This window comes from Modestobacter sp. SYSU DS0511 (assembly GCF_054050755.1).
In genome coordinates, this window is record NZ_JBJGZY010000005.1 from 14,187 (window position 1) to 39,004 (window position 24,818).

Below are 24,818 nucleotides of genomic sequence, written 5' to 3' on the forward strand. Positions count from 1 at the left end.
ACTCAGCCGAGCGAGCGGGCCGCGCGGTCGACCATCCGGCGGCTGGCCGCGGTGCCGGCCAGCACCAGCGCGCACCCGACGACGACGGAGCCGGCGAACAGCACCAGCCCGACCGGCTCCTGGGCCAGCAGATCGGCGAACGGGCTGATCATCAGCAGCGCGGTGATCGACGCCCCGCCCACGCACACCGCCAGCGGCAGGCCGGTCTCCCGCATCCGGGCGGCGTGCAGCACCGACACCTCGGTGCCCGCGAGGTGCAGCGCCCGGTACTCGGCGGCGGAGTCCAGCGCCCGGCCGGCCTGGGTCACCCCGGTGGAGACCGCGGCGAGCAGCGCGGCGATCAGCAGGGTCACCGCCGTGCCGACCGCGATGTCCGCGCCCAGGTGCGCCTCGCCCTCCGCGGTGGCCCCCATCGCCGGGCTGACGCAGAGCGCGCCGGCGACGAAGGCGATCAACGCCACCCCGCCGACGCTGCGCCAGGCGGCCTTCGGGTCGTCGAGCAGCCGCCGCGCGGCGAGCAGCGTGGGCACGCTCTGCGCCCGGCGGACGGCGACCCGGCCGACCAGCGTCACCAGCCACGGCCCGACCAGGGTGAACACCCACATCGCCCCGGCGAGGCTGCCCAGCAGCACGGCGAGGAGCACCACGAGCTCGGCCTGGAGCATCCCGTTGGCGGTGGCCGCGAACACCCCGCCGAGCACGACCAGCGGAAGCAGCCGGGTCCAGGACAGCCCCTTCGGCGGCAGCCGGCGGGCCACCCCGAGCGGGGTGATCGCCACCCGGCGCAGCGCGGCCAGCGCGGAGCCCAGCGCCACCAGCGGGACGGCGGGCAGCGCGACCCCCGCCCAGCTGCCGACCCACAGCTCGGCGACGTCGAACGTGCGCCCCTGGAAGGGCAGCAGCGCCACGAGCGGCAGCGTCGCGCCGTAGAGCACCGCGCCGAGCAGCGCGCCGGCCACCGCCTGGGTGAGCGCCTCGGCTCCCGCCATCGCCGACACCTGCCCGGTGGTCGCCCCGGCCAGCCGCAGCGCGGCCATCCGGGCGTCGCGCCGGGCCACCGCCAGCCGTGCCGCCGCCCCGCCCAGGGTCACCAGCGGCACCAGGATCAGCGCGGCCGCGGTCAGCGACAGCACCACGTAGATCTCGCCGATGCCCTCGCTCTGCACCTCGGCGCGTGCCACGAAGGCCCGCACCCCACCGAGGGTGGTCAGCAGCGCCCAGGTCACCGCGGTGAACGCGATCACCGCCAGTCCGGTGGTCAGCCGGTCCCCACCCTGCCGGCGGGCCAGGCCCGCCCACAGTCGCAGCGCGGCGATCACCGGGGCACCCCGCCGGCGACCGGCGTGACCCGCCGGTCGTCGACGAGCCGGCCGTCGGCCATCGTCACCACCCGGTCGCAGCCGGCGGCCACCCGGTCGTCGTGGGTGACGACGACGAGCGCAGCGCCGGCCGCCGAGGTCGCCGTCACCAGCAGGCGCAGCACCTCGGAGCCGGTCGCGGCGTCGAGGGCACCGGTGGGCTCGTCGGCGAAGACCACACCCGGCTCACCGACCAGCGCGCGGGCGATGGCGACCCGCTGCCCCTGCCCGCCGGAGAGCTCCCCGGGCCGACGCTGCTCCAGCCCGGCCAGCCCGAGCCGGCCCAGCCACTCCGCGGCCCGGGCGGTCGCCGTCCGGCGGCCGGCCCCGGCGAGCATCAGCGGCAGCGCCGCGTTCTCCACCGCCGGCAGCTCGGGGAGCAGCTGGCCGGACTGGAAGACGAAACCGAAGTCGGTGCGGCGCAGCGCGGTGCGCCGGGCGTCGGAGAGACCGGCGAGGTCCTGCCCGCGCCAGGTCACCGACCCGGAGGAGGGCCGCAGGATGCCGGCCAGCACGTGCAGCAGCGTGGTCTTGCCCGAGCCGGACGGGCCCATCACCGCCAGCGAGCCCGGGCCGACGTCGAGGTCGACGCCGGCGAGCGCGTGGGCGGCGGTGGGGCCGGCGCCGTAGGTCATCCGCACGTCGCGGGCGGAGAGCACAGCAGTCATGACCTGATCGTCGGGCGGCCGGGCCTCCGCCCGCGTCGGCCCGGGGACGGATCCTGCCCGGAACGGGTCCACCGGCGGTCGTACGACCGGCGGGCGTTTCCCGGTCGGGGCGGCCGGGCAGCGAGGGGCGACCGCCGCCGCCCCCCGAGGGAGCACCGTGACCGAGCCCGCGCCCCGCGACCGCCGCCGGCTGCTGTGGGCCGGCCTGCTGTTCGGCGCCGGCGCGATGGGTGCGGTCGACGAGATCGTCTTCCACCAGCTGCTGCACTGGCACCACTTCTACGACCGCGCCGGCGGCGATCTGGCGCTGGTCTCCGACGGCCTGCTGCACGCCGCCACCTGGTCGGCCACCGTCGCCGGGCTGGCGCTGCTGGCCGACGTCCGCCGGCGGCGCTCCTTCGCACCGCGTACCTGGTGGGGCGCGGTGCTCACCGGGGCCGGGGCGTTCCAGACCTTCGACGGCGTCGTCGACCACAAGGTGCTGCGGGTGCACCAGATCCGCTACGGCGTCGACCTGCTCCCCTACGACGTGGTGTGGATCGGCGCCGGCCTCCTCCTCCTGGCCGCCGGGCTGCTGCTGCTCGGACGGCGGCGCGCTGCCGCAGACTCGTGACCGGCGTCGTCCTCGCCGTCCTGGCGCTGCTGGCGTTCGGCTACCTGCTCGCCGCGGTCGACCTGCGCTGGTCACCGCGGCGGACGGCGAGCTGGCTGGCCGGGCTGGCCGTGGCGGCGGCCGGGCTGACCGGCCCGCTGGCGCAGGCGCACGGGGACCTGCGGGCGCACCTCGCCGCCCACCTGCTGACCGGGATGGTCGCGCCGGTGCTGCTGGTGCTGGCCGCTCCGGTCACGCTGCTGCTGCGCACCCTGCCGGTGGCCCGGGCGCGGACGGTGAGCCGGCTGCTGCGCTCGGCCCCGGCCCGGGTGCTCGGCGACCCGTTCGTCGCGGTCGCGCTGAACGTGGGCGGGCTGTGGGTGCTGCACGGCAGCGGACTGCTCGGCGCGGTCGCGCACTCCCCCGGCGGCCACCTGCTGGTGTCGGTGCACGTGCTGCTGACCGGCTGGCTGGCCACCGCCGCCGTCCTCGCCGTCGACCCCACGCCGCACCGGCGGGGCGTCGTCGCCCGGGCGGTGGCGCTGGGCGCGGGGATGGCCGGCCACGACGTGCTGGCGAAGTGGCTGTACGCGCACCCGCCGACCGGCGTGACGCACGCCGAGGCGGGTGCGCGGCTGCTCTACGACGGCGGCACCGTGGTGCACGTCGTCGTCGCCGCGCTGCTGTGGCGGCAGTGGTACCGCAGCCGGGCGGCGGTCCGGGAGGCCGAGGCGTCCGCCGGTCAGCGCCCGTGGGCGCGAGCGTAGGCGGCGAACCGGCGCAGCGAGACCCGGTAGGCGGCGGCGATCACCGGGCGCGCCAGCGGCCAGCCGGCCCGGCCGAGCGCGCCCAGCGGCAGGTCGACCTCCTCGGTCCAGACGAAGGTCGACCCGTTCTCGCCGCGCGGGAGCACCTCGAAGGTGCCGGTGCCGCGCACGACCTTCCCGGTGTGTCGGACGTCGACCCGCCGCGGCACCTCCCAGCGGGTGACCAGCATGGTGTCGAGCACGCCGATACGGCGGCCGCCGAGCAGCCCGAACGGCAGCCGGACGCCGGTGACCGCGGCGATCCGCCCGCCCACGCCCTGCGCGCCGGAGTCCGCGTCGGGCTCGACGTCGGTGAGCACCATCCACTCCCCCTGCCGCTCCCAGTCGACCAGCGCGGCGAAGACCTGCTCCGGGGGTGCGTCGACGTCGACCTGCTCGACCAGCTCAGGCATCGGTGCGCTCCTCGTCCTCGGTGGTGGACCGCTCGGTCGTGGGGTGCTCGGCCGGCGCGGCGGCGGCCCGCAGCGCCACGATCTCCGCGTCGCGTTCGTCCAGCGCCTGCGCGAGCTGCTCCAGCAACCAGTCGACCTCGCTCATCCGGTATCCCCGCACCGTGACCGACAACCGCAGCGCGCGCACGTCGTCGGCGACCACCGGCCGGTCGTCGGGCAGCTCGACCGGGGAGCGCGCCGGGTCGGCCGGCGGCTGGGTCTCCCCCCGGCCCAGCAGCAGCGAACCGCCGAGGAAGAGCAGCCCGCCGACGACCAGCAGGCCGAGGACGAAGACGACGGCGGACACGGTCAGTCGTCGACCGGCGCCGGCGACGGGGCGTCCGCGGCCGGGTCCCGCTCCCGCTCGGTCTCGGCGGCGGAGATGATCGCCACCGCCTCGGCGACGTCGTCGGTGACGTGCAGCAGGTCGAGGTCCCGCGGGCCCACCGTGCCGGCCTCGGTCATCGTGGTGCGGATCCAGTCGAGCAGCCCGGACCAGTACTCCGAGCCGAAGAGGATCACCGGGAAGCGGGTGACCTTGCGGGTCTGCACCAGGGTGAGCGCCTCGAACAGCTCGTCGAGCGTGCCGAAGCCGCCGGGGAGGATCACGAAGGCCTGGGCGTACTTCACGAACATCGTCTTGCGCACGAAGAAGTAGCGGAAGCTGATGCCGACGTCGACCCACTCGTTGAGCTCCTGCTCGAACGGCAGCTCGATGCCCAGGCCGATCGACATGCCGCCGGCGTCGCAGGCGCCCTTGTTGGCCGCCTCCATCGCCCCCGGCCCGCCGCCGGTGATCACCGCGTAGCCGGCCTCGGCCAGCGCGGCGCCCAGCTGCACCCCGGTCTCGTAGAACGGGGAGTCGCGCGGGGTGCGGGCGCTGCCGAAGACGCTCACCGCGCGCGGCAGCTCGGCGAGCAGGCCGAAGCCCTCGACGAACTCGCTCTGGATGCGGAGCACGCGCCACGGGTCGGTGTGCACCCAGTCGCTGGCGCCGCGCAGGTCCAGCAGCCGCTGGTCGGTGGTCGACCCCTCGGTCTGCGGGTCGGGCTCACCGCCGCGCAGGGTGATCGGGCCCCGGTGCCGGGTGGGGCGCGGCCGGCGGCCGTTCTCGGTCGAGCTCATGCGTCGCTCCCGCTGAGGTAGGCGATCAGGGCGTCCTCGGCCGGCTGGAGCCGGTCGATGCGCGTGTACTCCCCGACCTGGTGGGCGAGGTTGGGTTCTCCCGGGCCGTAGTTGACCGCGGGGATGCCGAAGGCGGCGAACCGGGCCACGTCGGTCCAGCCCAGCTTGGCCCGCGGCGGCTGCCCGACGGCCGCCACGAAGTCCGCCGCGGCCGGCTCGCCGAGGCCGGGCAGCGCGCCGCCGGAGGAGTCGGTGACCTCGAGCGTCACGCCGGCGGCCAGCGCGTCGGCGAACACCTCGCGCACGTGCGCCTCGGCGGCGTCCTCGTCGCGGTCGGGGGCGTAGCGGAAGTTCACCGTCACCCGGCACTCGTCGGGGACGACGTTGCCGGCGACGCCGCCCTCGATCCGCACCGCGTTGAGCCCCTCCCGGTACTGCAGGCCGTCGATCTCCACCTGGCGCGCGTCGTACCCGGCGAGGGTGGTGAGGATGCCCGCGGCACCGTGGACGGCGTTCACCCCCAGCCAGGACCGGGCGCTGTGCGCGCGCTTGCCGGGGACGGTGAGCACGACGCGCAGCGTGCCCTGGCAGCCGCCCTCGACGACGCCGTCGGTGGGCTCCAGCAGGATCGCCAGGTCGCCGTAGAGCCAGCCGCGCCGCTCGCGGGCCACCCGGCCCAGCCCGTTGCGCGTGGCCTCGACCTCCTCGTTGTCGTAGAAGACGAAGGTGACGTCGCGGGCCGGCTGCGCGCCGGGCACGCCGAAGCGGGCGGCCAGCCGCAGCATCACCGCGTCACCGGCCTTCATGTCGCTGGTGCCGCAGCCGTAGAGCCGCTCCTCGCCGTCGACGGTCTCGACCCGGCTGGGCAGGTTGTCCGCGATCGGCACGGTGTCCAGGTGGCCGGCGAGCACGATCCGGGTGGGCAGGTCGAGGTTGGTGCGGGCCAGCACCGTGTTGCCGAGCCGCTCGACCTCCAGCCCGCCCAGGGCGCGCAGCGCGGCCTCGACCGCGTCGGCCAGCGGCTCCTCCTCGCCCGAGACCGACGGGGTGTCGACCAGCGCGCGGGTCAGGGTCAGCACGTCGGCGGTCAGGTCCAACGGGGCGGGAGCGGTCACGGGCCGAGCCTAATCAGGCCCGGCCCGTCACCGGCCCGCACGCGCGGGTCGGCCGGCCGCGGTCAGCGCGCCGGGGTCAGCCGCACGAAGACGCCGCCGGCGCGGTGCACGACCTCGACCCGGCAGCTGCCGGTCGTCTCGACCACGGAGCCGAAGGCGCCGCGAACCGACCGGGCCAGCAGCACCGGCACCTCGCCGCCGTGCGCCCAGCGGCGCGGGTCGGTGACGGTGACCTCCAGCCGGCTGCCGGCCCCCAGGGTCGCCGTGCCGATCACCGACAGCGGGGGCTGGGCGCCGGTGCCGAAGGTCAGCTGCAGCGCACCACCGGTCAGGCTGACGTCCCCGCGCGCCGCGACCACGGTCGCCCCGGCGCCCAGGCGCAGGGCCCCGCCGTCGACCTGCACGGGGCCGTTGCCCAGCGCGCCGTTGGACCGGGCCACCAGGGTGCCGTCGAGCACCCGGGTGCCTCCGGTGAAGGTGTTCGCCCCGGCCAGCTCGAGGGTGCCCGAACCCGCCTTCACGAGGCGGCCGGCGCCGGTGATGTCGTTGCGCCAGGTGTCCCGGGCGGCGAACCCGGCGGCGGCGCCGTCCAGCGCGACCCGGACCTCGCCGTCGAAGCGGCCGTAGCCGTCCGCGGCGGTGAACAGGTCCAGCCGGCCCCAGTACTCGGGGCCGTCCAGCAGCGGGTGGCCCGACGGGAGCGCGGTGGTGCGCAGGACCTCGCGCCGCTGCTCGGCGGTCAGGTAGGGCAGCCGAGTCTCCAGCAGCGCCTCGGCGCCCTTGGGCACCACCATCGGGACCGACGTCGACCCGCGGGTGGGCAGGCCGTAGGTCAGCCGCTGCAGGTGCAGCCGGCGGGTCGCCTCCCGGTCGGCGCCGGCCTGGGCGAACGCGGCCAGGGTGTCGGCGGTCGTCCCGGTCCGCGAGGTGAAGTACGCCAGCGCCTGCGCGCGGGCCTCCGCCTTGACCTGGGCGTTGCCGGCCTCGTGGAGCTTCGCGGCGGCCAGCGCCGTGCCGAGGATCCGCCCGCCCGATCACGTCGACCGGGGAGTGCATGCCGGTGACGATCCGGTAGTCGGACAGGCGGGCGGCCCAGGCCACCATCTCCTGGTAGCGCTCCGGCACCGCGTAGGCCAGGGCCAGCGACGCCAGCCAGGTCGCGTTCGTGTGACCGCTGGGGTAGCCGCCGTCCGTGGCCGAGGTGGTGCTGCGCTGGCGCAGCAGCTGCGGGGCGACCACCACGTCGGACCGGTACACCGGGTAGCCGAGGTCGTCGGTGGCGCCGGTGGGCACGACGGTGCTGGCACTGGTCAGCCGCCAGGGGCGCGGGTACTGGTAGGTGTACTTGGTGGGGTTGCTCGAGGTGTTCGAACCGCGCAGCGTGTTGACCAGGTCGACCACCCGGCCGAGCTCGGAGGACGGCGAGCCGGCGCCGGTCGACGAGCCGGCGGGCGCACCGGCCGGCACGGCGTCGTCGATCTTGGTGGGCGGGGTGCCGTCGGGCGCGGAGGTGATGCTGGTGACCGCCTTGGCCCCGGTCCGGTAGAGCTCGGTCAGCGGGCCGAGGCCGCCGGTCACCGAGTAGCTCTGGTGCTGGCGGTCGTAGATGAACGACTGCTCGGCCTCCGCGGCGGTGCGCGCCCGGGTGACCTGCACGACGTGGGTGATGTTCTGCCGCAGCAGCGGGTCGACCGCGACGCCGTCGTCCCAGCTGGCCCCGGTCACCCACAGGTCCTGCATCCCGGAGAGGATGACGACCGCGGCGTTCGTCTCGGCGCTGAGGTTGTCGGTGGTGTTGGTGTCGTAGTGGTCGACGAAGGGCAGCAGCGGGCTGTCGCTCGCCACCTGGGCCGCCTCACCCGGGGCCGCCAGCGCCCGCGCCGGGCGGAACAGCGTCGCCGGCGCCAGCAGCAGGGCCGAGCCCGCCGCGCCGACCTTGAGGAAGTTCCGCCTGTTGACGCCCTGACCGGCCGCCGCCCGGTCGTCCTGTACCTGCACCGCTTGATCCTGGGGGCTCCGGGCGGACCGTCCGCCGCGGGAGGCCCCTGGCCGAGACAGGTGCCGTCCCGGCCAACGGCGGGCATCGTGATCACCAACAGCCCGGGGCCGCCGGCTCCGATCGTCTGCGGCGTCGATCACGGGGCTCGGTAGCGTGGTCGACCGTGACGACCCCTGCAGAGACCACCGGCGCGAACGGCGTCGGCATCGCCACCCTCAGCGCCGACGGCACCGTCCTCGACGTCTGGTTCCCGACCCCCTCGCTGAGCTCCGCCGACCAGGGCGGGAGCGGCACCCAGCAGCTGGGCGTGCTGGAGCTGGAGGGCCTGCTCGGCCCCGACCACTCCGACCTGGTCCGCTCCGACGAGGTGCGCGGGGTCTCCTCGATCGCCGTCGCGACCACGATCGCCGACCTCGCCGAGCCCCCGGCCGACGCCTACGACGCGTGGCTCCGACTGCACCTGCTCTCCCACCGGCTCGTCCGGCCGCACGGCGCGAACCTGGACGGCGTCTTCGGCCTGCTGGCCAACGTGGCGTGGACCAGCGCCGGACCGGTGCTCGCCACCGAGCTGGACGCCGTCCGGGCGCGGATGCGCTCCGCGCACGGCCACCTGACCGTCTTCGGGGTCGACAAGTTCCCCCGGATGGTCGACTACGTCGTCCCCTCCGGGGTGCGGATCGCCGACGCCGACCGGGTGCGGCTGGGCGCCCACCTGGCCGAGGGCACCACGGTGATGCACGAGGGCTTCGTCAACTTCAACGCCGGCACCCTCGGCCCGTCGATGGTGGAGGGCCGGATCAGCGCGGGCGTCGTGGTGGGCCGCGACTCCGACGTCGGTGGCGGCGCCTCGATCATGGGCACGCTGTCCGGCGGCGGGAAGCAGGTCATCTCCATCGGCGAGGGGTGCCTGCTGGGCGCCAACGCCGGCATCGGCATCTCCCTCGGCGACCGCTGCGTGGTGGAGGCCGGCTGCTACGTCACCGCCGGCGCCAAGGTCACCCTCCCGGACGGATCGACGGTGAAGGCCGCCGAGCTCTCCGGGCGCGACGGGCTGCTGTTCCGCCGCAACTCGGTCACCGGGGCGCTGGAGGCCACCCCCCGTGACGGCGACTGGGGCTCGCTCAACGCCGCCCTGCACGCCAACGACTGAGCACGCCGACGGGTGAGCCGCACGCCACCGGCTGACCGGGGGCTCGCCGCGTCGTCCTGCCAGGGAAGGCACAGCCTGGCTGCCTAGCATCGGCGGCGATGGCGAGCTCCCCGGCGTCGACGCGGCGCCCCCCGGCCCGGTCGGGGCGCCCCCCGGCCCGGTCGGGGCGCCCCCCGGCCCGGCCGGCGGCGCGCGGTTCCCGCCGGCCGGGGGCGCGGAGACGGGCCCGCCGGCGCCCCCTGGGTCCGGTGCTGCTGGCGCTGGTGCTGCTGCTCGGCGGACTGGCGGTCTGGCAGGCCGGGGACGAGAGTGCCCCCGTGGCGAGCGGGACGTGCACGGTGACCGACTCCGACGTCACCGTGACCACCGAGCAGGCGGCCCACGCCGCCACGATCGCCGCCGTCGCCCGCTCCCGGGGGCTGCCGGCGCGGGCCACGGTGATCGCCCTGGCCACCGCCCAGCAGGAGTCGCGGCTGCGCAACCTCGACCACGGCGACCGCGACTCCCTCGGCCTGTTCCAGCAGCGCCCGTCCCAGGGCTGGGGCACCCCCGAGCAGGTGCGGGACCCGGTGTACGCCGCCGGGATGTTCTTCGACGGCCTGGTCGAGGTGCCCGGCTGGGAGACCGGCCGGCTCACCGAGGTGGCCCAGGCCGTGCAGCGCAGCGGCTTCCCGGAGGCCTACCAGCAGTGGGAGCCGCTGGGGCAGGCGCTGGGTGGTGCGCTGCTCGCCGACGGGCCGGGGACGCTGTCGTGCAGCTACGCCCCGACCGCCACCGACACCCCGGTCGACCAGCGCGTCGCTGCCGTGGCCGACGCGGTCCGCCGGGAGGCGGGTCCGGCCGAGATCGGCGTCGGCGGCGCCCTGACCGTACCCGGCGAGGGCTGGCCCGCGGCGCACTGGGCGGTGGCCTCGGCCGACCGGCTGCAGCTGGCCCGGGTGTCGCTGGACGGCTGGCGGTGGACGCTGGACGGCGGCTGGGCCGAGGCGCCGGGAACCGGCGGGCGGCCGCTGCGCCTGGAGCTGGCGACCTGACGTCAGCCGGCCGCCGCGGCGGCCAGCAGCGCCGCGGCGGCCGTCCCGGCCAGCGCCCGGACGGTGTTCCAGCCGGTCCAGCGGCGCACCCAGCCCGGCCACCGCTCCCCCGCCGCGGGTGACCCGGCGTCCAGCCGGGCCAGCGCCTCGTTGAGCGGGACGTTGCCGGCGACGGTCACCCCGACGACGCCGACCAGGTAGGCCGCGTGCCGGCGAGCACCGCCGGCCGACCGTCGCCGGTCAGCTCACGCACCGCGGTGGCCAGGCACAGCGCGGCGGTGCCGAACAGCAGCGTGAGGAAGACCGGGCGCAGCGCCGTCCGGTTCACCGACTGCATCGCCGCCACGCCCTGGGCCGGCGGCAGCGCCGCCAGCGCGGGCATCACCATGAGGCTGAATACTGCGAAGGCGCCGCCGACCAGACCGGCGCCGAGCGCGGTCACCCCGGGCAGCAGCTCCATGGTCAGACCGGCACGTCCGCCACGCGGCGGACGTGCGCGGCGACGTCGGCCGGCTCCCGCCCGAGCACGCGGCGCACGCCGTCGGTGATCGGGGTGTTGCGGCCGTCGAGCACCTCGGTGAACAGGTGCCGCATGAGCTCCCGGACCTCGTCGGGCACCCCCGCGGCGGCGAGCCCGGCGAGGTGCTCCTCGACCGGCTCGGACCGAAAGCCGGCCGGCCGGCCGGTGGCGGCCGCGACGGCGGCCACCGCCTCGGCGAAGGTGAGCGCCCGCGGGCCGGTCAGCTCGTGGACCCGGCCGGCGTGCCCCTCACCCAGCAGTGCCGCGACGGCGACGTCGGCGATGTCGTCGGCGTCGAGGAACGGCTCCCGCACCCCGTCCACCGGCAGGGCGAGCTCACCGGCGGCCATCGCCGGAGCGAACGCCCCCTCGGTGAAGTTCTGCGCGAACCAGCTACACCGCAGCACGGTCCAGTCGACCCCGGCGGCATCCGCGGCCGCGGCGACCGCCTGCTCGGCGGCCTGCGCCCCCGGCTCGCCCCGGCCGGAGAGGAGCACCACCCGCCGGGCCCCGGCCGCGGCAGCGCGGCCGGTGAACGCGGCCAGGACCTCACCCGACCCGGGCACCGCCAGGTCGGGGGCGTAGGCCAGGTACACCGCCTCCACCCCGGCCACCGCGGCGTCCCAGCCGCCGGGCCCGGCCCAGTCCAGTCGGCGCTCACCGCCCCGGCTCGCCGGCACCGCCTGGTGGCCGGCCGCCCGCAGGCGCGCGGTCACGCGGCTCCCGGTGGTCCCGGTACCGCCCGTCACGAGGATCGTCGTCATGCCACGAGTACAGCGGCGGCCGGTGAGACGGTCCATCGCCAGGACTCCCCTGCGCATACGCGAGCGTCTACGGTGCCGGGCATGGACGCCGTCTCCGCGCTGCTGACCGCGCCGCGCGCGCAGGACGCCTTCCTGCTGCGCTCGGTGCTGCGGGCCCCGTGGTCACTGCGGATCGCCGACGAGGCGCCGCTCACCGCGCTGGCCGTGCTGGCCGGGTCGGCGTGGGTCCTCGACGACGACGGCGGGGCCACCCTCGTGGGCACCGGCGACGTCGCGCTCCTGCGCGGCCCACGGCCGTACACCGTCGCCGACACCCCGCAGACGCCGCCCCAGGTCACCATCGGGCCCGGCCAGCTCTGCACGCCCGCCGCCGGGTCGAGCACCGCCGCCGGGATGACGACCCTCGGGCCGCGCACCTGGGGCAACGACGCCGCCGGGGAGACGGTGCTGCTCACCGGCACCTACCCCGATCCCGGCGAGGTCGGCCGGCGGCTGGTGCGGGCGCTGCCGGAGCTCGCCGTCGTCCCCGCGGACGCCGGCACCGGTGCCCTGGTCGGTCTGCTGGCCGGCGAGCTCGCCCGGGAGGCACCGGGGCAGACCGCGGTGCTGGACCGGCTGCTCGACGTCACGCTGGTCTCTGCGCTGCGCTCCTGGTTCGACCGGCCCGGAGCCCGGGCGCCGGGTTGGTACTCCGCGCACGCCGACCCGGTGGTCGGCCCGGCCCTCGCCCTGCTGCACGACGAGCCGGCCCGGCCGTGGACGGTCGTGTCGCTGGCCGCCGCCGTCGGCGTGGCCCGCGCGACGCTCGCCCGCCGGTTCACCGCGCTGGTCGGCGAGCCCCCGATGACCTACCTGACCGGCTGGCGGATCGCGCTGGCCACCGACCTGCTGCGCGATCCGGACCTCACCCTGGCCGCGATCGCCCGCCAGGTCGGATACTCGACCCCGTTCGCCCTGAGTGCGGCGGTGAAGCGCTCCACCGGGCGGAGCCCCGCCCAGCACCGTCACAGGTGACGGCCCCGGCCCCGGCACGTGTCCCGAGCGGGTGAGGGGGGGACGGGTTCCTCAGCAGCCGGCCAGGCGCTGCACGGCGGCGTCGATGCGCTCGTCGGTGGCGGTCAGCGCCATCCGCACGTGGCGGGCACCGGCGGGGCCGTAGAACGAGCCGGGTGCGGCCACGATGCCCAGGCCGGCCAGCCAGTCGATCGTCGTCCAGCAGTCCTCGTCGCGGGTGACCCACAGGTACAGCCCGGCCTCGGAGTGGTCGATCCGCGCACCGGTCGCCCGGACCGCGGCCACGAGCCGCTCCCGCCGTGACCGGTAGCGCTCCCGCTGGGCCTCCACGTGCGCGTCGTCGGCCAGCGCGGCGGCCATCGCGGCCTGCACCGGCGCCGGCACCAGCAGGCCCAGGTGGCGGCGGACCTCCCACACCCGGCGGACCAGCGCCGGGTCACCGGAGAGCAGCCCGCCCCGGTAGCCGGCCGCGGTCGACTGCTTGGACAGCGAGTGCACCGCCAGCAGGCCGGTGTGGTCGCCGCCGGACACCGCCGGGTGCAGCACCGACCGGGGAGAGACGTCCCAGCCCAGTTCGATGTAGCACTCGTCGGCCACCACGGGCACGCCGTGCTCGCGGCCCCACGCGACCCAGGCGCGCAGCTCGTCGTCGCCGAGCACCCGGCCGTGCGGGTTGCCCGGCGAGTTCAGCCAGACCAGCACCGCGTTCCCGGCCTCGACCGGCGGGGTGTCGGTGCGGACGACGGACAGCCCGGCGACCACGCCGCCCACCTCGTAGGTCGGGTAGGCGACCTCGGGCACCAGCACCGTGCCGGTGTGCAGGCCGAGCATGGTGGGCAGCAGCGCCACCAGCTCCTTGGAGCCGATGGTCGGGATCACCGACGGGTCGGCGCCCAGCGGGTCGGCCAGCTCCACGCCGAGTCGGCGGGCGAGCCAGCCGGCCGCGGCGCGGCGCAGCTCGGCCGTGCCCAGCGCCGTCGGGTAGCCGGGTGCGTTGCCGGCGGCGGCCAGTGCCCGGGTGAGCACGGCGGGGGTGTCGTCGACCGGCGTCCCGATGGACAGGTCGACGACGCCCCCGGCGTGCTCAGCGGCGCGGGCGCGGGCCGCGGCCAGCGAGTCCCACGGGAAGTCCGGCAGCGGCGGCCGGCCGGCGGGCCCGGTGGTGCTCAGGAACCCTCACCCTGCGGCGGCAGGGCGGCGACCAGCGGGTGGTCCTTGGCGATCTTGCCGGTCTTGGCGGCGCCACCGGGGCTGCCCAGGTCGGAGAAGAACTCCACGTTGGCGTTGTAGAAGTCCTTCCACTTGTCCGGGACGTCGTCCTCGTAGTAGATGGCCTCCACCGGGCAGACCGGCTCGCAAGCGCCGCAGTCGACGCACTCGTCGGGGTGGATGTAGAGCATCCGCTCGCCCTCGTAGATGCAGTCCACCGGACACTCATCGATGCACGCCTTGTCGAGGACGTCGACACAGGCCTGGGTGATGACGTAGGTCACGGGTCTCCTCCGGGACGTGCAGGGGCGACGACCCCGGTACTGACCAGGGCCGCAGCGGTACGCCGTCAAGTATCACCCGGCACCCCCGCGGTCAGCGCGACGGGTGGTCGACCCGCCCTCTCGCGGGTGACCCGGCGACGTGCGCGCGAGGGGCACCACGCAGGATCGGGGCATGGGACAGAGACGCTCACCGCTCGGCGTCGTCGACCTGGAGCGGGTCGCCGCCCGCGGTTGGCGGGCGCCGGAGGAGGAGCCGCTGGGCGACTGGCTCCTGCGCGCCGGCGGCGGGTTCACCGGCCGCGCCAACTCCGTGCTCGTCGCCGGCGACCCGGGGCTGCCGCTGCCGGAGGCGGTCGGCGCCGTCGGCCGCTGGTACGCCGAGCGGGGCATTCCGCCGTGCGCGCAGCTGCCCGGGGTGCAGGCGCGGGCCGCGGACGCGGCGTTCGCCGCCGCGGGCTGGTCCCGCGACGAGGACGTGCACGTGCTGACCGCCCCGCTGACCGCACCAGCGGCGCCGGACGTGCCGGTCCACCTCTCCCCCACCCCGGACGACGCCTGGCTGGCCGGCTACCGGCACCGCGGGCGGCCCCTGCCGCCGACCGCGCGGGAGGTGCTGGTCAACGCCGAGCAGGTCGCCTTCGCCTCGGTGCGGCTGGACCCCGAACCGGCGCCGCTGGCGGCGGTGGGGCGCGGCGTGCTCACCGACGGGTGGCTCGGCGTCAGCGCGGTCACCGTAGCCGAGGAGCACCGGCGACGTGGCCTGGCCACCGCGGTGATGGGTGCGCTGCAGCGCTGGGCCGCCGAGCGGGGCGCCCACTCGGTCTACCTGCAGGTGACGACCAGCAATGCCCCGGCGCGGGCGCTCTACCGCCGGGCGGGCTTCATCGAGCACCACCGCTACCACTACCGGCGGCTCCCGGGCTGAGCGCCGGACGGCGCGGGCCGCCGAGGGTCTGCCCCACGGCGAAGGCTGCGGAGACCACACCGAGCAGCAGGAAAGCCAGGTTGACCGTGGTGGTGACCGCGTCACCGCCGGGCAGCAGCAGGTCACCCTCCGGGCGGGGGTTCATCGCGGCCACCGCGACGACCAGCCAGACCAGCGGTGGCAGCACGCCCACCAGGCGGGAACCGGACAGCTCCCGGGCCGCCCACGCCAGCAGCACGTTGCCGACCACGGCGACGACGATCGAGATGGGCACCGGGATGCCGGCCGGCCGCCAGGGCAGCCAGAAGACCTCGACCACCGCCAGCCAGCCGGAGACGACGACGGCGGCCACCGCCCAGCCCAGCAGCCGCAGCGCGTTCACCCGGGCAGCCCGGCGAACAGGTCGTCCTCCCAGCCCTGCGGGCCGGGGCCGGCCGGACCGCGGACGCCGCGGACCAGGCGGTAGTGCTCGGTGGCCAGCAGCTGCTGCCCCAGGCCGTTCGACAGCGCGAAGAACGGCCCGTCGACGGTGATCTGGGTGCGGTGGGCACGCATCGCGGCCTCCTTCCGCGCCGCCTGTTCGGGGGCCTCGACGACGGTGGTGACGACGTCGTCCGGCACCGCGAACGGCACCTGGTCCAGGTCGCCGAGCACCTGGAACGGTGCGGCCTCGCCCAGCGCGGCCAGCGCCTCGATGCCCTGCTGCACCACGGATCGCGGCATCGCGTTCCAGTAGACCTTCGACACCGCCCAGGCCGGGCCGAGGTCGGGCCGGTGGGCGGGGTCGGCGGCGGCGCCGACGGCCGCCATCGCGACGCGGTGCGCCTGGATGTGGTCGGGGTGGCCGTAGCCACCGTTCTCGTCGTAGGTGACCAGCACCTGCGGGCGGACCTCGCGGACGACGGCGACGGCGGCGTCCACGGCCTCCGCGACGTCGGCCCGCCAGAAGGCCCGCGGCGCCTCGTTGGCCGGGGTGCCCATCATCCCGGAGTCGCGGTACCGGCCGGCGCCGCCGAGGAAGCGCCGGTCGGTGACCCCCAGGGCGGCCATCGCGGCGGCCAGCTCACCGATCCGGTAGCCGCCCAACTGGTCGGCCTGGTCGGGGGCGAGCTGGGCCAGCTCGGGCACCAGCACCTCACCCTCCTCGCCGAGCGTGCAGGTGAGCAGCGTGACCTGGACGCCCGCGGCAGCGTAGCGGGCCATGGTGGCCCCGTTGTTGATCGTCTCGTCGTCGGGGTGGGCGTGCACGAGCAGCAGGCGACGATCAGCGGTCACCGGGACATCTTCCCGGGCGCGCGTGACGACCGGGAACGCACCCCGGTACGGACCGCGGGCGGTGATCAGGTCACCTGATCACCGGCCCTCCCCCCGCAGCAGCGTTGATGCAGGGGGACGGTCATTGCTGCAGGGGGATGACGCCGCGGGTCGGCTCAGCACAGGCGCGGCAGGGCACTTGGCCGCGGTGCGGTCCGGAAGGACCGCGATGTCACAGCACCGACTTGACCTCGGCGTAGTGGCAGGCGTTGAGGTGCCCGGTGCCGCGCTCCTCCAGGGGCGGGTCGACGTCGATGCACTGCTGCCGCTGGGTGTCGGTCAGGACGTTGGCGAACTTCCAGCAGCGGGTGCGGAACCGGCAGCCCGACGGCGGGTTCGCGGGGCTGGGCACGTCGCCGCTGATGATGATCCGCTGGCGCTGCCGCTCGCGGCGCGGGTCGGGCAGCGGGATCGCCGACAGCAGCGCCTGGGTGTAGGGGTGCGCCGGCCGGGTGAACAGCTCCTCCTGGTCGGCGACCTCGATGATCCGCCCGAGGTACATGACGGCGACCCGGTCGGAGATGTGCCGCACCACGGACAGGTCGTGGGCGATGAACAGGTAGCTCAGGCCCAGCTCGTTCTTGAGGTCCTCGAGCAGGTTGATGACCCCGGCCTGGATGGAGACGTCCAGCGCGGACACCGGCTCGTCGAGCACGAGCACCTTGGGCTGCAGCGCCAGGGCCCGGGCGATGCCGATGCGCTGCCGCTGCCCGCCGGAGAACTCCGCCGGGTACCGGTTGGTGTGCTCGGGGTTGAGCCCGACGGTCTCCACCAGCTCGCGCACGCGGGCGCGCAGCTCGGTCTCGTCCTGGGTGAGCCCGTGGATGATCAGCGGCTCGGCGATGATGTCGAACACCGGCAGGCGCGGGTTCAGCGACGCGTAGGGGTCCTGGAACACCAGCTGGATGTCCCGGCGCAGGGGCCGCATCGCCTTGCGGCCCAGGCCGACGAGCTCCCGGCCCTGGAACACCACCGAGCCGGCGGTGGCCGGCTGGAGGTTGAGGATGGCCCGCCCGGTGGTCGACTTGCCGCAGCCGGACTCGCCGACCAGCCCGAGCACCTCCCCCGGGTAGAGGTCGAGGTCGACGCCGTCGACGGCGCGGACCGCACCGACGGTGCGCTTGATCAGCCCGCCGCCCTTGATCGGGAAGTGCTTCTCCAGCCCGCGCACCGACAGGATCGGCTCGCGGGTCGCGGCGCCCCCCGCGGGGCGCTCGGTCGTGGGGGCGCTCATGCCCGTCCTCCGTTGCTGGCACCGCGGTCGCTGATCACGCTGCCGGTGTCACTCCCGGTGCGCGCGGCACCGGGCTCGGTCTGGTCGTCCGGCGGGGTCGCCGGGGTGGCTGCGTCCCGGTCGACCTCGGTGCCGGCCACGTCGGCCGGCAGTGCCCCGGCGGCCAGCGTGCGGTCCTGGGCAGTAGCGCTGAACACGTCGGCGGCGTGACCGTGGGCCGCGGCGACCTGCTCGGTGCGGATGCACGCCGCGTTGTGCCCCGGGGACACCTGCAGCAGGGGCGGCTCGGCCTCGTCGCACTCGGCGACGTGCAGCGGGCAGCGCGGCGCGAACGGGCACCCCGGGGGCAGGCTCACCAGGGACGGCGGAGCGCCGACGATCGGGGTCAGCCGCTCACGGGTGCTGGAGTCCAGCCGGGGCAGGGAGCCGAGCAGCCCCAGGGTGTAGGGCATCCGCGGCTCGTAGTAGATCTCCTCGACGCTGCCGACCTCCACCGGCCGGCCGGCGTACATGACCAGCACGCGGTCGGCGATCCCGGCGACGACGCCCAGGTCGTGGGTGATCATCACCATCGCGGCGCCGGTCTCCTGCAGCGCCGTCTGCAGCACCTCGAGGATCTGCGCCTGCACGGTGACGTCCAGCGCCGTCGTGGGCTCGTCGGCGATGATCACCTCGGGCTGGTTGGCCATCGCGATGGCGATGACCACGCGCTGCCGCATGCCCCCGGAGAACTCGTGCGGGTAGGAGCGCACCCGCTCCCCGGCGTTGGGGATGCCGACGAGCTCCAGCAGCTCGACGGCGCGGGCCTCGGAGGCCTTCGACGACAGCGACTTGTCGTGGATGCGCAGCGTCTCCTCGATCTGCGCCCCGACCTTGTAGACCGGGTCCAGCGACGTCATCGGGTCCTGGAAGATCATCGACACGCCCTTGCCGCGCACGCGCGACATGCTGCGGTCGCTCTGCCCCAGCAGCTCCTGGCCGCGGTACTTCACCGAGCCGGTCACCCGGGCGGATCCCGGCAGCAGGCCCATCACCGCCAGCGAGGTGACCGACTTGCCCGAACCGGACTCGCCGACGATGCCGAGCACCTCACCGGAGCGCAGCGTGTAGTCGACGCCGCGGACGGCGTGCACCAGGCCGTCCTCGGTGGGGAACCGGACGTTGAGGTCGGTGACCTCCAGCAGGGGGGCGTTCGGGTCGGCGCCGTCGCGGCCGCCGGTGGTGCGGGAGTCGCTGAGGCTGCCCAGCGAGGTCGCGCCGGCGAGGGTCGACCCGGCAGGAGTGGACCCGGCAGAAGTGGACCCGGCAGAAGTGGACAAGGAGCTCTCCGTCATCAGGTCTGTCAGGCCCGCACGCGGCGGTTGCTCGGGTCGAAGGCGTCGCGGATGCCGTCGCCGATCAGGTTGATCGACAGCACGATGATCAGCAGGGCGAGGCCGGGGAAGTAGAAGAGCCAGGGGCGGGTGCTCGCCGCCTGGACGCCGTCGGAGACCAGCCGGCCGAGCGAGGTCTGGTTGGCGCCGTTGACGCCGAAGCCCAGGTAGGTCAGCGCGGCCTCGAGGGTGATCGCGGTGGCCGCGGCCAGCGTCGTCCAGACGATCAGCGAGCCGAGCGCGTTGGGGATCAGGTGCCGGAAGATGATCCGCCGGTTGGAGGCGCCCATCGCGTGCGCGGCCTCGACGTACTCCTTCTCCCGCAGGGAGAGGAACTGGCTGCGCACGATGCGGGCCAGGTCCAGCCAGCCGAAGAGACCGAGGATGATGCCGACGCCCAGCGGCGTCCGGGAGCCGGGGAAGTTGCTGGCGACGACGATCAGCACGACCAGCAGCGGCACGGTGAGGATCAGGTCGACCAGCCGCATGAGCACGCTGTCGACCCACCGGCCGAAGTAGCCGGCCAGCGCCCCGACCAGCAGCCCGAGCGGGAACGCGATGACGACGAAGAGCAGCACGATGAACAGCGAGCGCTGGACTCCGGTCATGATCCCGGCCATGAGGTCACGGCCGATCGCGTCGCTGCCCATGACGTAGCCGGCGGTGCCCGGCGGGACGGACTGGAAGCTGCTGTTCTGCTGGGCGTAGTCGACGCCGGTCACCAGCGGGCCGAGGAAGCCGAAGGCCAGCAGCAGGGCGAAGATGACCGCTCCGGTCATCCCGATCCTGCTGCGCAGGAAGCGGCCGAGGATCTGCTGGCGCTGACTGCGCGCCTTGACGCCGAACTCCCGGTCGATCCCGGTGCCCTCGGGAGCGCCCGGAGTCGCGGGCACCACCGGCCCGGTGGGGCCGGTCGTGGTCTGGGTGGAGGCCATGAGCTCGTTCCTTCTCGCGATGCCGGGTCAGGACAGCCGGATGCGCGGGTCGAGCACCGCGTAGAGGATGTCGGCGACCAGGTTGAAGATGACGACGAACACGGCGCTGACCAGCAGCCACCCCAGCACGACGTTGATGTCGTCCTGCCCGATGCCGTTGCGCAGCAGGTACTCGCCCATGCCGTGCCAGACGAAGACCGTCTCGGTGATGACCGCGCCGCCGAGCAGGGTGCCCACGCCGAGCGCGACCACCGTGGTCAGCGGGATCAGCGCGTTGCGCAGGCCGTGCCGGAGCACGGTGCGGCGGTAGGTGAGCCCCTTGGCCCGGGCCAGCCGGATGTAGTCGGACCCGAGCACGTCGAGCATCGCTGCGCGCTGGAAGCGGCTCCAGGCGGCGAAGGACAGCGCGGCCAGGCTGATCGTGGGCAGCACGAGGTGCCCGAGCCGGTCGGACCAGAGTTCCCAGCCGGAGGCGTAGAGCGCGAGCCCCGGTGTCTCCTCACCGATCGTGTACAGCAGTTGCTGCCCGAACAGGTCGTTCACCCCACCGGCGACGTACTCCTTCAGCAGCGCGGCGAACCAGAAGGTCGGCAGCGCGATGAGGATGTAGGCGATGAACGTGAGGGTGTAGTCGGATGCCTTGTACTGCCGAACGGCACCGATGACGCCCACGATGATCGCCAGCAGGATGGCGATCACGACCGCACCCACGATCATCCGGCCGGTCACCATCAGCCGCGGCCACAGCTGGTCGGCGACCGGGGTGCCGTTGATGGTCTCGCCGAAGTCGCCGCTGAGGACCCCGGAGAGCCATCGCCAGTAGCGGACGAAGAAGTTGTCGTTCAGGCCCAGGGTCTCGCGGAGGTTGATGAAGAACGACTCCGGCGGCCGGGGGTTCTGGCTGTAGTACCTCGCCAGTGGATCGAAGCTGGCGGCGCACAGCGCGAAGACCAGGAACGAACTGACCAGCAACACGAGGACCGACGCGAGCAGACGCCGGATCGTGAAGAAGAACATGCGGTGACCTTACGCCGGGAGCGAAAGCCGTCCGGTGCGGGACGACGAGGTGTGCGGAGCGTCCGGATGGCCCGCAGTCGGCCGACCATCGGTCCCCGCCGGCCGGCGGTGAGCGGGGACCACCGCCGGCCGCTCCGGGGCGTGGACGCGACCGACGCGCCCCGGCCCGGACGAGCCACGGCCCCCCAGGAGGGAGGTCCCAGGGGGCCGCGGATCCGGCGCCCGGCGCCGTCAGGACGGCGGCGCCGGGCTCGGGTGGTGCTCAGTGCTGGTGGTTCGTGCTCGACCCTGAGGTCAGTTGTCGACGGTCCAGGTCGCCGAGTTCCACAGCGGACCAGCCTGGGTCGAGTTGTCCTCGACGCCGTTGATCGAGCTCTGGTACGCGATGAAGGTCGGCTTCTGGTACAGCGGGACCGTGGCGACCTGCTCCCAGAGCAGGGCGTCGATCTGGTTGCCCAGCTCGGCCTGCGCCTCGGGGTCGGGCTCGCTCACGAACTCCGCGAAGAGGGCGTCGATCTCCGGGGTGCCCTGCCGCGAGTAGTTCTGCTGGATGTTGTCACCCTGCGGCTGGGTGTAGATCGACTGCGTGGCGCCGCGGAACGGCGACCCGACCCACGCGAAGAGCGCGGCCTGGAAACCGCCACCCTCCAGGGAGGTGGGCGACTCGGCGCTCTCGAAGATGTCCGGGTTCGCGTTGAACGTCGCCTCGATGCCCGCCTCGGCCAGCTGCGGGATCATGACCTCGATGGTGGTCTGCCGCAGCGGGTTGTTGGCGGTGGTGTCGATCTGGACCGACAGGCGCTGCCCGTCCTTGGCGTAGATGCCGTCGGGGCCGGCGACCCAGCCGTCGCTCTCCAGCAGGGCCCGGGCCTGCTCGGTGTTCTGCTCCTTGTACTGCTCGGGAGCGGTGTCCTGGTACTGCGGCTGGTTGTTGAAGTAGATCCGGTTCTGCAGCACCTCGGCGTCGCTGGAGAACTGGCCCACGGTCTGGTCGACGATCTCCTGGCGGTCCAGGGCCATGGTGAAGGCCTGGCGGACGGGCAGCGAGCTCAGGATCGGGTCCGTGGCGTTGAAGTCCAGGTGCTCGAAGGACAGACCGAAGGTGATGTCGCTCTCGACGTTCGGCGCCAGCCCCTCGACCTGGTCGACCAGGTCGAGCTGCGGCTGGGGGTAGATGACGCCGAGCTCACCGGACTGCAGACCCTGGACCGCAGTCGTCGGGTCGTTGCCGATGTTCTGGATGACCAGCTGGTCGAGGTTCGGCCCCTCGCCCCACCACTCGGGGTTCGGCGTCAGGACGACGACCTGGTTGCCGACGTCGATGTTCTCCGCCTTGAGCTGCCACGGGCCGCCGGAGATGTCCTCGGGCAGGCCCTGGGCGATCGGCCAGCCGGCGGTCAGGGTCTCGCAGAGCGCCACCGGGTCGTCGTCGTCCATCAGGTGGGCGGGCAGGACGCCGCCGCCGAAGTCACCGCTGAACAGCGACTGCCAGTCGGAGAACGGGGTCTCGTAGGTGACCGTGACGGTCTTGTTGTCGTCGCCCGAGCCCTCGACCGAGGCGATCTGCTCGTAGCCGGTGGTGGACAGGTTCGCCGGGCAGCCACCGTCCGCCGGGTCACCGGATCGGCTGCTGCGCCAGGTGAACTCGAAGTCGTCGGCGGTGATCGGAGTGCCATCGCTCCACACCGCGTCGGGGCTGATCGTGTAGGTGTTCACCTGCTGCCCGTCGACCTCTTCGAGGGTCGGCTCCTCGGTCAGCAGGTCCTCGTTGTACACGACGCTGAAGTCCGGCAGCGCGTTGAAGGCGCCGGGCAGGACCCCGTGGATGATGTTGGCGGTCGACACCGCGTTCCCGGCGGCGATGTTCGGGAAGAGGTTCTCCGGGAAGTCGGTGGACTCGCCGAACACGACACGCCCGCCGCCGGACTCGCTCCCGCCGCCACCGCTGTCACTGCTGCCGCCACAGGCGGACAGCACCATCGTGCCGGAGACCCCGGCAGCGATGAGCATCGCGCTGCGCTTGCTCAACTTCACGTTCGATTTCCTCCTCGACCCGCGACTGGCACGGGAGGCGGTCGGGAACCGGGACCTGCCGGTGACGGCGAGGTGGCCGGTCGGTGACGAGTTCGTACGCATCTGGCAGACACCCGGTCGTGCAGAGCGGACGGGAGGACAGTAAGCAGCCCCGGAGGGGCCGTCCACGACCGTCACCAACTTGTGACCTCTGCTCAGGATCGCTGCACGCGACCCGAAAGATCGGTGCAACACCGGCGCGGCGCGCCTCGGGATTTCCGGGTTGGGACCGACTGCGACGAACGATCTCGCGTGTGGGGCGAGACACACCCGGACACGCCGGGCCCACCTTCCGTGTGCGCACCATCGACACGGAGTGCTCCGCGCCGCAGACGACCGACCGACGAGGAACCCGTGAGGGCGATGGACAGGAGAAGAACGAGGCACCGGAGCTCGGCGGCCAGGGCCGGGACGCCGTCGGGTGAGCCGCTGATCCACTGACCGAGAGAGACGCACCTGTTCCCGGGTGCGGCGCTCTCGTGCGTCCGCCCCCGCTAGAGACGAGCGAGGAGGGCGCGGACGGCGGGGAGCAACGGGCGGTCGGCGGAGATCCAGTCGAGCGCCTCGAGCTCCTCGTCGGCCACCCAGCGCAGTTCGGTGTGTTCGTGGGCCACCAGCTCGCCGCCGGTCACCCGCCCCCACCACACCCGCAGGGTCGACGCCCCGGGCGCGCCCCCGGCGACGACGCCGTCCAGCGGCACCTCCCCCAGGAACGACTGCGGGGCGATGACGACGCCGAGTTCCTCGCGGCACTCCCGCACCAGCGCGTCGAGGTCGGCCTCCCCCGGCTCGACCTTGCCCCCGGGGAACTCCCACAGCCCGGCCAGCGGCCCCGACCCGCGCTGCGCGACGAGCACCCGCCGCCGGTCGTCGACCAGCGCGGCGCCGACCACCTGGGTCACCGTCAGGGCCCGCTCGGCGGCCGCCGCGGCGAAGGCGTCCAGGTGGGCCTGCATCGCCCGGACGACGCGGCCGCGCAGCAGCGTCTGGTCGACCAGCCCGCCGAGCACACCGGGCAGCGACGTCTCCCAGTCGACCTGCTCCTCGACCAGGGTGCCGGCGCCGGTCGCCGAGAAGTGCCGCGTGTGCACCAGCCGGCGCAGGCCCCGGCCGGGCTCCGCCGCGTAGACGTCGGACCACGGCCGGTCGGAGGCGACCTCCCGCAGCGGCTGCGGCCACGGCCGGCCGAGCGACCGCGCCACGTCGAAGGCGACGGTGAGCGGCGCCTCCACCAACGTGGTGAACCTCAGCTGGAGCACGCGGTCCAGCCAACCAGACACGGCAGGATGAGCCCCGTGCGCATCTCAGCCCGGGTCGACTACGCGGTGCGGGCGGCCGTCGAGCTGGCCTCCGTGTCGCCCGAGTCGCTGACGTCGGAGCGGATCGCCCAGGCCCAGGGCATCCCGGCCCGGTTCCTGCAGGCGATCCTCGGCGACCTGCAGCACGCCCGGCTGGTCACCAGCCAGCGCGGCCGGGAGGGCGGCTACCGCCTCGCCCTGCCCCCGTCGGAGGTCTCCATCGCCCGGGTGATGCGGGTGGAGCAGGGATTCCTCGCCGAGGTGCACGGCCAGCGCCCCGAGGACGTCGAGTACCCGGGGCCTGCCGCGTCGCTGGCCAACGTGTGGGTGGCCGCCCGGGAGGGCTACCGACGGGTGCTGGAGAACGTGACCCTGGCCGACGTCGTCGCCGGCACCATGCCGCCGCAGGTCGCCGAGCTCATCGAGCTGGAGAGCGCCTGGCGGTCCTTCGGCGTCCCCGCGGCCGACTGAACACCGCCGCCGGGCCGGTGTGGCACCATCGAAGCGTGACGGACTGCGGCGCCCTGCTCGTGGCGCGTCTGCACGTCGACCTGGCGCG

Annotated in this window: 29 protein-coding genes and 1 pseudogene; 9 read left to right on the forward strand and 21 right to left on the reverse strand. The window is 74.6% G+C overall.

Features of this window, described 5'->3' with window-relative positions; all coding sequences use genetic code 11:
* Nucleotides 1-2 precede the first annotated feature (2 nt).
* The gene (locus ACI783_RS03900) at nucleotides 3-1,319 is read right to left on the reverse strand and encodes a hypothetical protein (RefSeq protein ID WP_457139214.1); all 1,317 of its coding nucleotides are present in this window, start codon (nucleotides 1,317-1,319) and stop codon (nucleotides 3-5) included.
* Nucleotides 1,316-2,026 carry an ABC transporter ATP-binding protein gene (locus ACI783_RS03905; RefSeq protein WP_457139215.1) on the reverse strand — a complete coding sequence of 237 codons (711 nt, stop codon included), beginning with the start codon at nucleotides 2,024-2,026 and terminating at the stop codon, nucleotides 1,316-1,318. Before ACI783_RS03905 ends, ACI783_RS03900 begins: the two co-directional genes overlap by 4 nt.
* A 157-nt stretch (nucleotides 2,027-2,183) precedes the next feature.
* Between ACI783_RS03905 and ACI783_RS03910 the strand changes: the two genes are divergently transcribed.
* Nucleotides 2,184-2,639, forward strand: a complete 456-nt coding sequence (locus tag ACI783_RS03910; protein WP_457139216.1) for a DUF2243 domain-containing protein — start codon at nucleotides 2,184-2,186, stop codon at nucleotides 2,637-2,639.
* Nucleotides 2,636-3,385: a cytochrome c oxidase assembly protein gene (locus tag ACI783_RS03915; protein WP_457139217.1), complete on the forward strand. Its 750-nt coding sequence runs from the start codon at nucleotides 2,636-2,638 to the stop codon at nucleotides 3,383-3,385. The genes ACI783_RS03910 and ACI783_RS03915 overlap by 4 nt, the downstream gene beginning before the upstream one ends.
* Here the strand turns inward: ACI783_RS03915 and ACI783_RS03920 are convergent.
* The 6 genes and pseudogenes from ACI783_RS03920 to ACI783_RS03945 all read right to left on the reverse strand — a co-directional run.
* Entirely contained in the window at nucleotides 3,361-3,837 is a 477-nt protein-coding gene (locus tag ACI783_RS03920; RefSeq protein ID WP_457139218.1) for an SRPBCC family protein, read from the reverse strand. The genes ACI783_RS03915 and ACI783_RS03920 overlap by 25 nt on opposite strands.
* Nucleotides 3,830-4,183 carry a DivIVA domain-containing protein gene (locus ACI783_RS03925; RefSeq protein ID WP_457083164.1) on the reverse strand — a complete coding sequence of 118 codons (354 nt, stop codon included), beginning with the start codon at nucleotides 4,181-4,183 and terminating at the stop codon, nucleotides 3,830-3,832. The genes ACI783_RS03920 and ACI783_RS03925 overlap by 8 nt, the downstream gene beginning before the upstream one ends.
* Nucleotides 4,184-4,185: 2 nt before the next feature.
* Nucleotides 4,186-5,001, reverse strand: coding sequence for an LOG family protein (locus ACI783_RS03930; RefSeq protein WP_457139219.1), 816 nt, complete (start codon nucleotides 4,999-5,001; stop codon nucleotides 4,186-4,188).
* Complete coding sequence (dapE, locus tag ACI783_RS03935) at nucleotides 4,998-6,116, reverse strand: succinyl-diaminopimelate desuccinylase (RefSeq protein WP_457139220.1); 1,119 nt, start codon at nucleotides 6,114-6,116, stop codon at nucleotides 4,998-5,000. Before dapE ends, ACI783_RS03930 begins: the two co-directional genes overlap by 4 nt.
* A gap of 62 nt (nucleotides 6,117-6,178) precedes the next feature.
* Nucleotides 6,179-6,910 (reverse strand): autotransporter-associated beta strand repeat-containing protein, encoded by a 732-nt coding sequence (locus ACI783_RS03940; RefSeq protein ID WP_457139221.1) that lies wholly within the window; start codon nucleotides 6,908-6,910, stop codon nucleotides 6,179-6,181.
* A 298-nt stretch (nucleotides 6,911-7,208) separates the two neighbouring features.
* A pseudogene (locus ACI783_RS03945) lies at nucleotides 7,209-7,517 on the reverse strand (phosphatase PAP2 family protein); the annotation flags it as partial.
* Between ACI783_RS03945 and ACI783_RS03950 the strand changes: the two are divergent.
* The 4 genes from ACI783_RS03950 to ACI783_RS03965 all read left to right on the forward strand — a co-directional run bounded on the left by ACI783_RS03950 (nucleotide 7,465) and on the right by ACI783_RS03965 (nucleotide 10,299).
* Nucleotides 7,465-7,662 carry a hypothetical protein gene (locus ACI783_RS03950; RefSeq protein WP_457139222.1) on the forward strand — a complete coding sequence of 66 codons (198 nt, stop codon included), beginning with the start codon at nucleotides 7,465-7,467 and terminating at the stop codon, nucleotides 7,660-7,662. The pseudogene ACI783_RS03945 and the gene ACI783_RS03950 overlap by 53 nt on opposite strands.
* Nucleotides 7,663-7,722: 60 nt before the next feature.
* Nucleotides 7,723-7,923, forward strand: coding sequence for a hypothetical protein (locus ACI783_RS03955; RefSeq protein ID WP_457139223.1), 201 nt, complete (start codon nucleotides 7,723-7,725; stop codon nucleotides 7,921-7,923).
* Nucleotides 7,924-8,278: 355 nt separating this feature from the next.
* Nucleotides 8,279-9,265, forward strand: coding sequence for a 2,3,4,5-tetrahydropyridine-2,6-dicarboxylate N-succinyltransferase (gene dapD / locus ACI783_RS03960; RefSeq protein ID WP_457139224.1), 987 nt, complete (start codon nucleotides 8,279-8,281; stop codon nucleotides 9,263-9,265).
* A 248-nt stretch (nucleotides 9,266-9,513) separates the two neighbouring features.
* Nucleotides 9,514-10,299, forward strand: a complete 786-nt coding sequence (locus tag ACI783_RS03965) for a hypothetical protein (RefSeq protein WP_457139225.1) — start codon at nucleotides 9,514-9,516, stop codon at nucleotides 10,297-10,299.
* A 2-nt stretch (nucleotides 10,300-10,301) separates the two neighbouring features.
* Here the strand turns inward: ACI783_RS03965 and ACI783_RS03970 are convergent, their stop codons facing one another.
* From ACI783_RS03970 to ACI783_RS03980, 3 genes are read right to left on the reverse strand one after another with little or no spacing between them, the layout of a single operon-like run.
* Entirely contained in the window at nucleotides 10,302-10,478 is a 177-nt protein-coding gene (locus ACI783_RS03970; RefSeq protein WP_457139226.1) for an anthrone oxygenase family protein, read from the reverse strand.
* The gene (locus tag ACI783_RS03975) at nucleotides 10,475-10,759 is read right to left on the reverse strand and encodes a hypothetical protein (RefSeq protein ID WP_457139227.1); all 285 of its coding nucleotides are present in this window, start codon (nucleotides 10,757-10,759) and stop codon (nucleotides 10,475-10,477) included. The genes ACI783_RS03970 and ACI783_RS03975 overlap by 4 nt, the downstream gene beginning before the upstream one ends.
* 2 nt (nucleotides 10,760-10,761) lie before the next feature.
* The gene (locus ACI783_RS03980; protein ID WP_457139228.1) at nucleotides 10,762-11,535 is read right to left on the reverse strand and encodes an NAD(P)H-binding protein; all 774 of its coding nucleotides are present in this window, start codon (nucleotides 11,533-11,535) and stop codon (nucleotides 10,762-10,764) included.
* A 129-nt stretch (nucleotides 11,536-11,664) separates the two neighbouring features.
* On the opposite strand from ACI783_RS03980, the gene ACI783_RS03985 reads away from it, so the two are divergent.
* Nucleotides 11,665-12,597 (forward strand): AraC family transcriptional regulator, encoded by a 933-nt coding sequence (locus ACI783_RS03985; RefSeq protein ID WP_457139229.1) that lies wholly within the window; start codon nucleotides 11,665-11,667, stop codon nucleotides 12,595-12,597.
* Nucleotides 12,598-12,648: 51 nt separating this feature from the next.
* On the opposite strand, the gene dapC is transcribed toward ACI783_RS03985, so the two are convergent.
* Together dapC and fdxA are read right to left on the reverse strand one after the other, a co-directional pair.
* Complete coding sequence (dapC, locus tag ACI783_RS03990) at nucleotides 12,649-13,767, reverse strand: succinyldiaminopimelate transaminase (RefSeq protein WP_457139333.1); 1,119 nt, start codon at nucleotides 13,765-13,767, stop codon at nucleotides 12,649-12,651.
* Nucleotides 13,764-14,090, reverse strand: coding sequence for a ferredoxin (gene fdxA / locus ACI783_RS03995; protein ID WP_457083143.1), 327 nt, complete (start codon nucleotides 14,088-14,090; stop codon nucleotides 13,764-13,766). The genes dapC and fdxA overlap by 4 nt, the downstream gene beginning before the upstream one ends.
* 172 nt (nucleotides 14,091-14,262) lie before the next feature.
* Here fdxA and ACI783_RS04000 point away from each other — a divergent pair, with 172 nt between their 5' ends.
* Entirely contained in the window at nucleotides 14,263-15,015 is a 753-nt protein-coding gene (locus tag ACI783_RS04000; protein WP_457139230.1) for a GNAT family N-acetyltransferase, read from the forward strand.
* Here ACI783_RS04000 and ACI783_RS04005 read toward each other — a convergent pair.
* The 8 genes from ACI783_RS04005 to ACI783_RS04040 all read right to left on the reverse strand — a co-directional run bounded on the left by ACI783_RS04005 (nucleotide 14,972) and on the right by ACI783_RS04040 (nucleotide 24,220).
* Complete coding sequence (locus tag ACI783_RS04005; RefSeq protein ID WP_457139231.1) at nucleotides 14,972-15,397, reverse strand: hypothetical protein; 426 nt, start codon at nucleotides 15,395-15,397, stop codon at nucleotides 14,972-14,974. The genes ACI783_RS04000 and ACI783_RS04005 overlap by 44 nt on opposite strands.
* Nucleotides 15,394-16,290 carry an N-acetyl-1-D-myo-inositol-2-amino-2-deoxy-alpha-D-glucopyranoside deacetylase gene (gene mshB, locus ACI783_RS04010; RefSeq protein WP_457139232.1) on the reverse strand — a complete coding sequence of 299 codons (897 nt, stop codon included), beginning with the start codon at nucleotides 16,288-16,290 and terminating at the stop codon, nucleotides 15,394-15,396. The genes ACI783_RS04005 and mshB overlap by 4 nt, the downstream gene beginning before the upstream one ends.
* A 211-nt stretch (nucleotides 16,291-16,501) precedes the next feature.
* A complete protein-coding gene (locus ACI783_RS04015) occupies nucleotides 16,502-17,563 on the reverse strand; it encodes an ABC transporter ATP-binding protein (RefSeq protein ID WP_457139233.1) in 1,062 nt (353 codons plus the stop codon).
* A complete protein-coding gene (locus ACI783_RS04020) occupies nucleotides 17,560-18,882 on the reverse strand; it encodes an ABC transporter ATP-binding protein (protein ID WP_457139234.1) in 1,323 nt (440 codons plus the stop codon). Before ACI783_RS04020 ends, ACI783_RS04015 begins: the two co-directional genes overlap by 4 nt.
* A gap of 23 nt (nucleotides 18,883-18,905) precedes the next feature.
* Nucleotides 18,906-19,871: an ABC transporter permease gene (locus ACI783_RS04025; protein ID WP_457139235.1), complete on the reverse strand. Its 966-nt coding sequence runs from the start codon at nucleotides 19,869-19,871 to the stop codon at nucleotides 18,906-18,908.
* 27 nt (nucleotides 19,872-19,898) lie between these two features.
* The gene (locus tag ACI783_RS04030; RefSeq protein ID WP_457139236.1) at nucleotides 19,899-20,888 is read right to left on the reverse strand and encodes an ABC transporter permease; all 990 of its coding nucleotides are present in this window, start codon (nucleotides 20,886-20,888) and stop codon (nucleotides 19,899-19,901) included.
* A 294-nt stretch (nucleotides 20,889-21,182) separates the two neighbouring features.
* Nucleotides 21,183-22,922, reverse strand: coding sequence for an ABC transporter family substrate-binding protein (locus ACI783_RS04035; RefSeq protein ID WP_457139237.1), 1,740 nt, complete (start codon nucleotides 22,920-22,922; stop codon nucleotides 21,183-21,185).
* 533 nt (nucleotides 22,923-23,455) lie between these two features.
* Nucleotides 23,456-24,220, reverse strand: coding sequence for an NUDIX domain-containing protein (locus tag ACI783_RS04040; RefSeq protein WP_457139238.1), 765 nt, complete (start codon nucleotides 24,218-24,220; stop codon nucleotides 23,456-23,458).
* A 27-nt stretch (nucleotides 24,221-24,247) separates the two neighbouring features.
* Between ACI783_RS04040 and ACI783_RS04045 the strand changes: the two genes are divergently transcribed.
* Nucleotides 24,248-24,730, forward strand: coding sequence for an RrF2 family transcriptional regulator (locus ACI783_RS04045; RefSeq protein WP_457139239.1), 483 nt, complete (start codon nucleotides 24,248-24,250; stop codon nucleotides 24,728-24,730).
* Nucleotides 24,731-24,818: the final 88 nt, after the last annotated feature.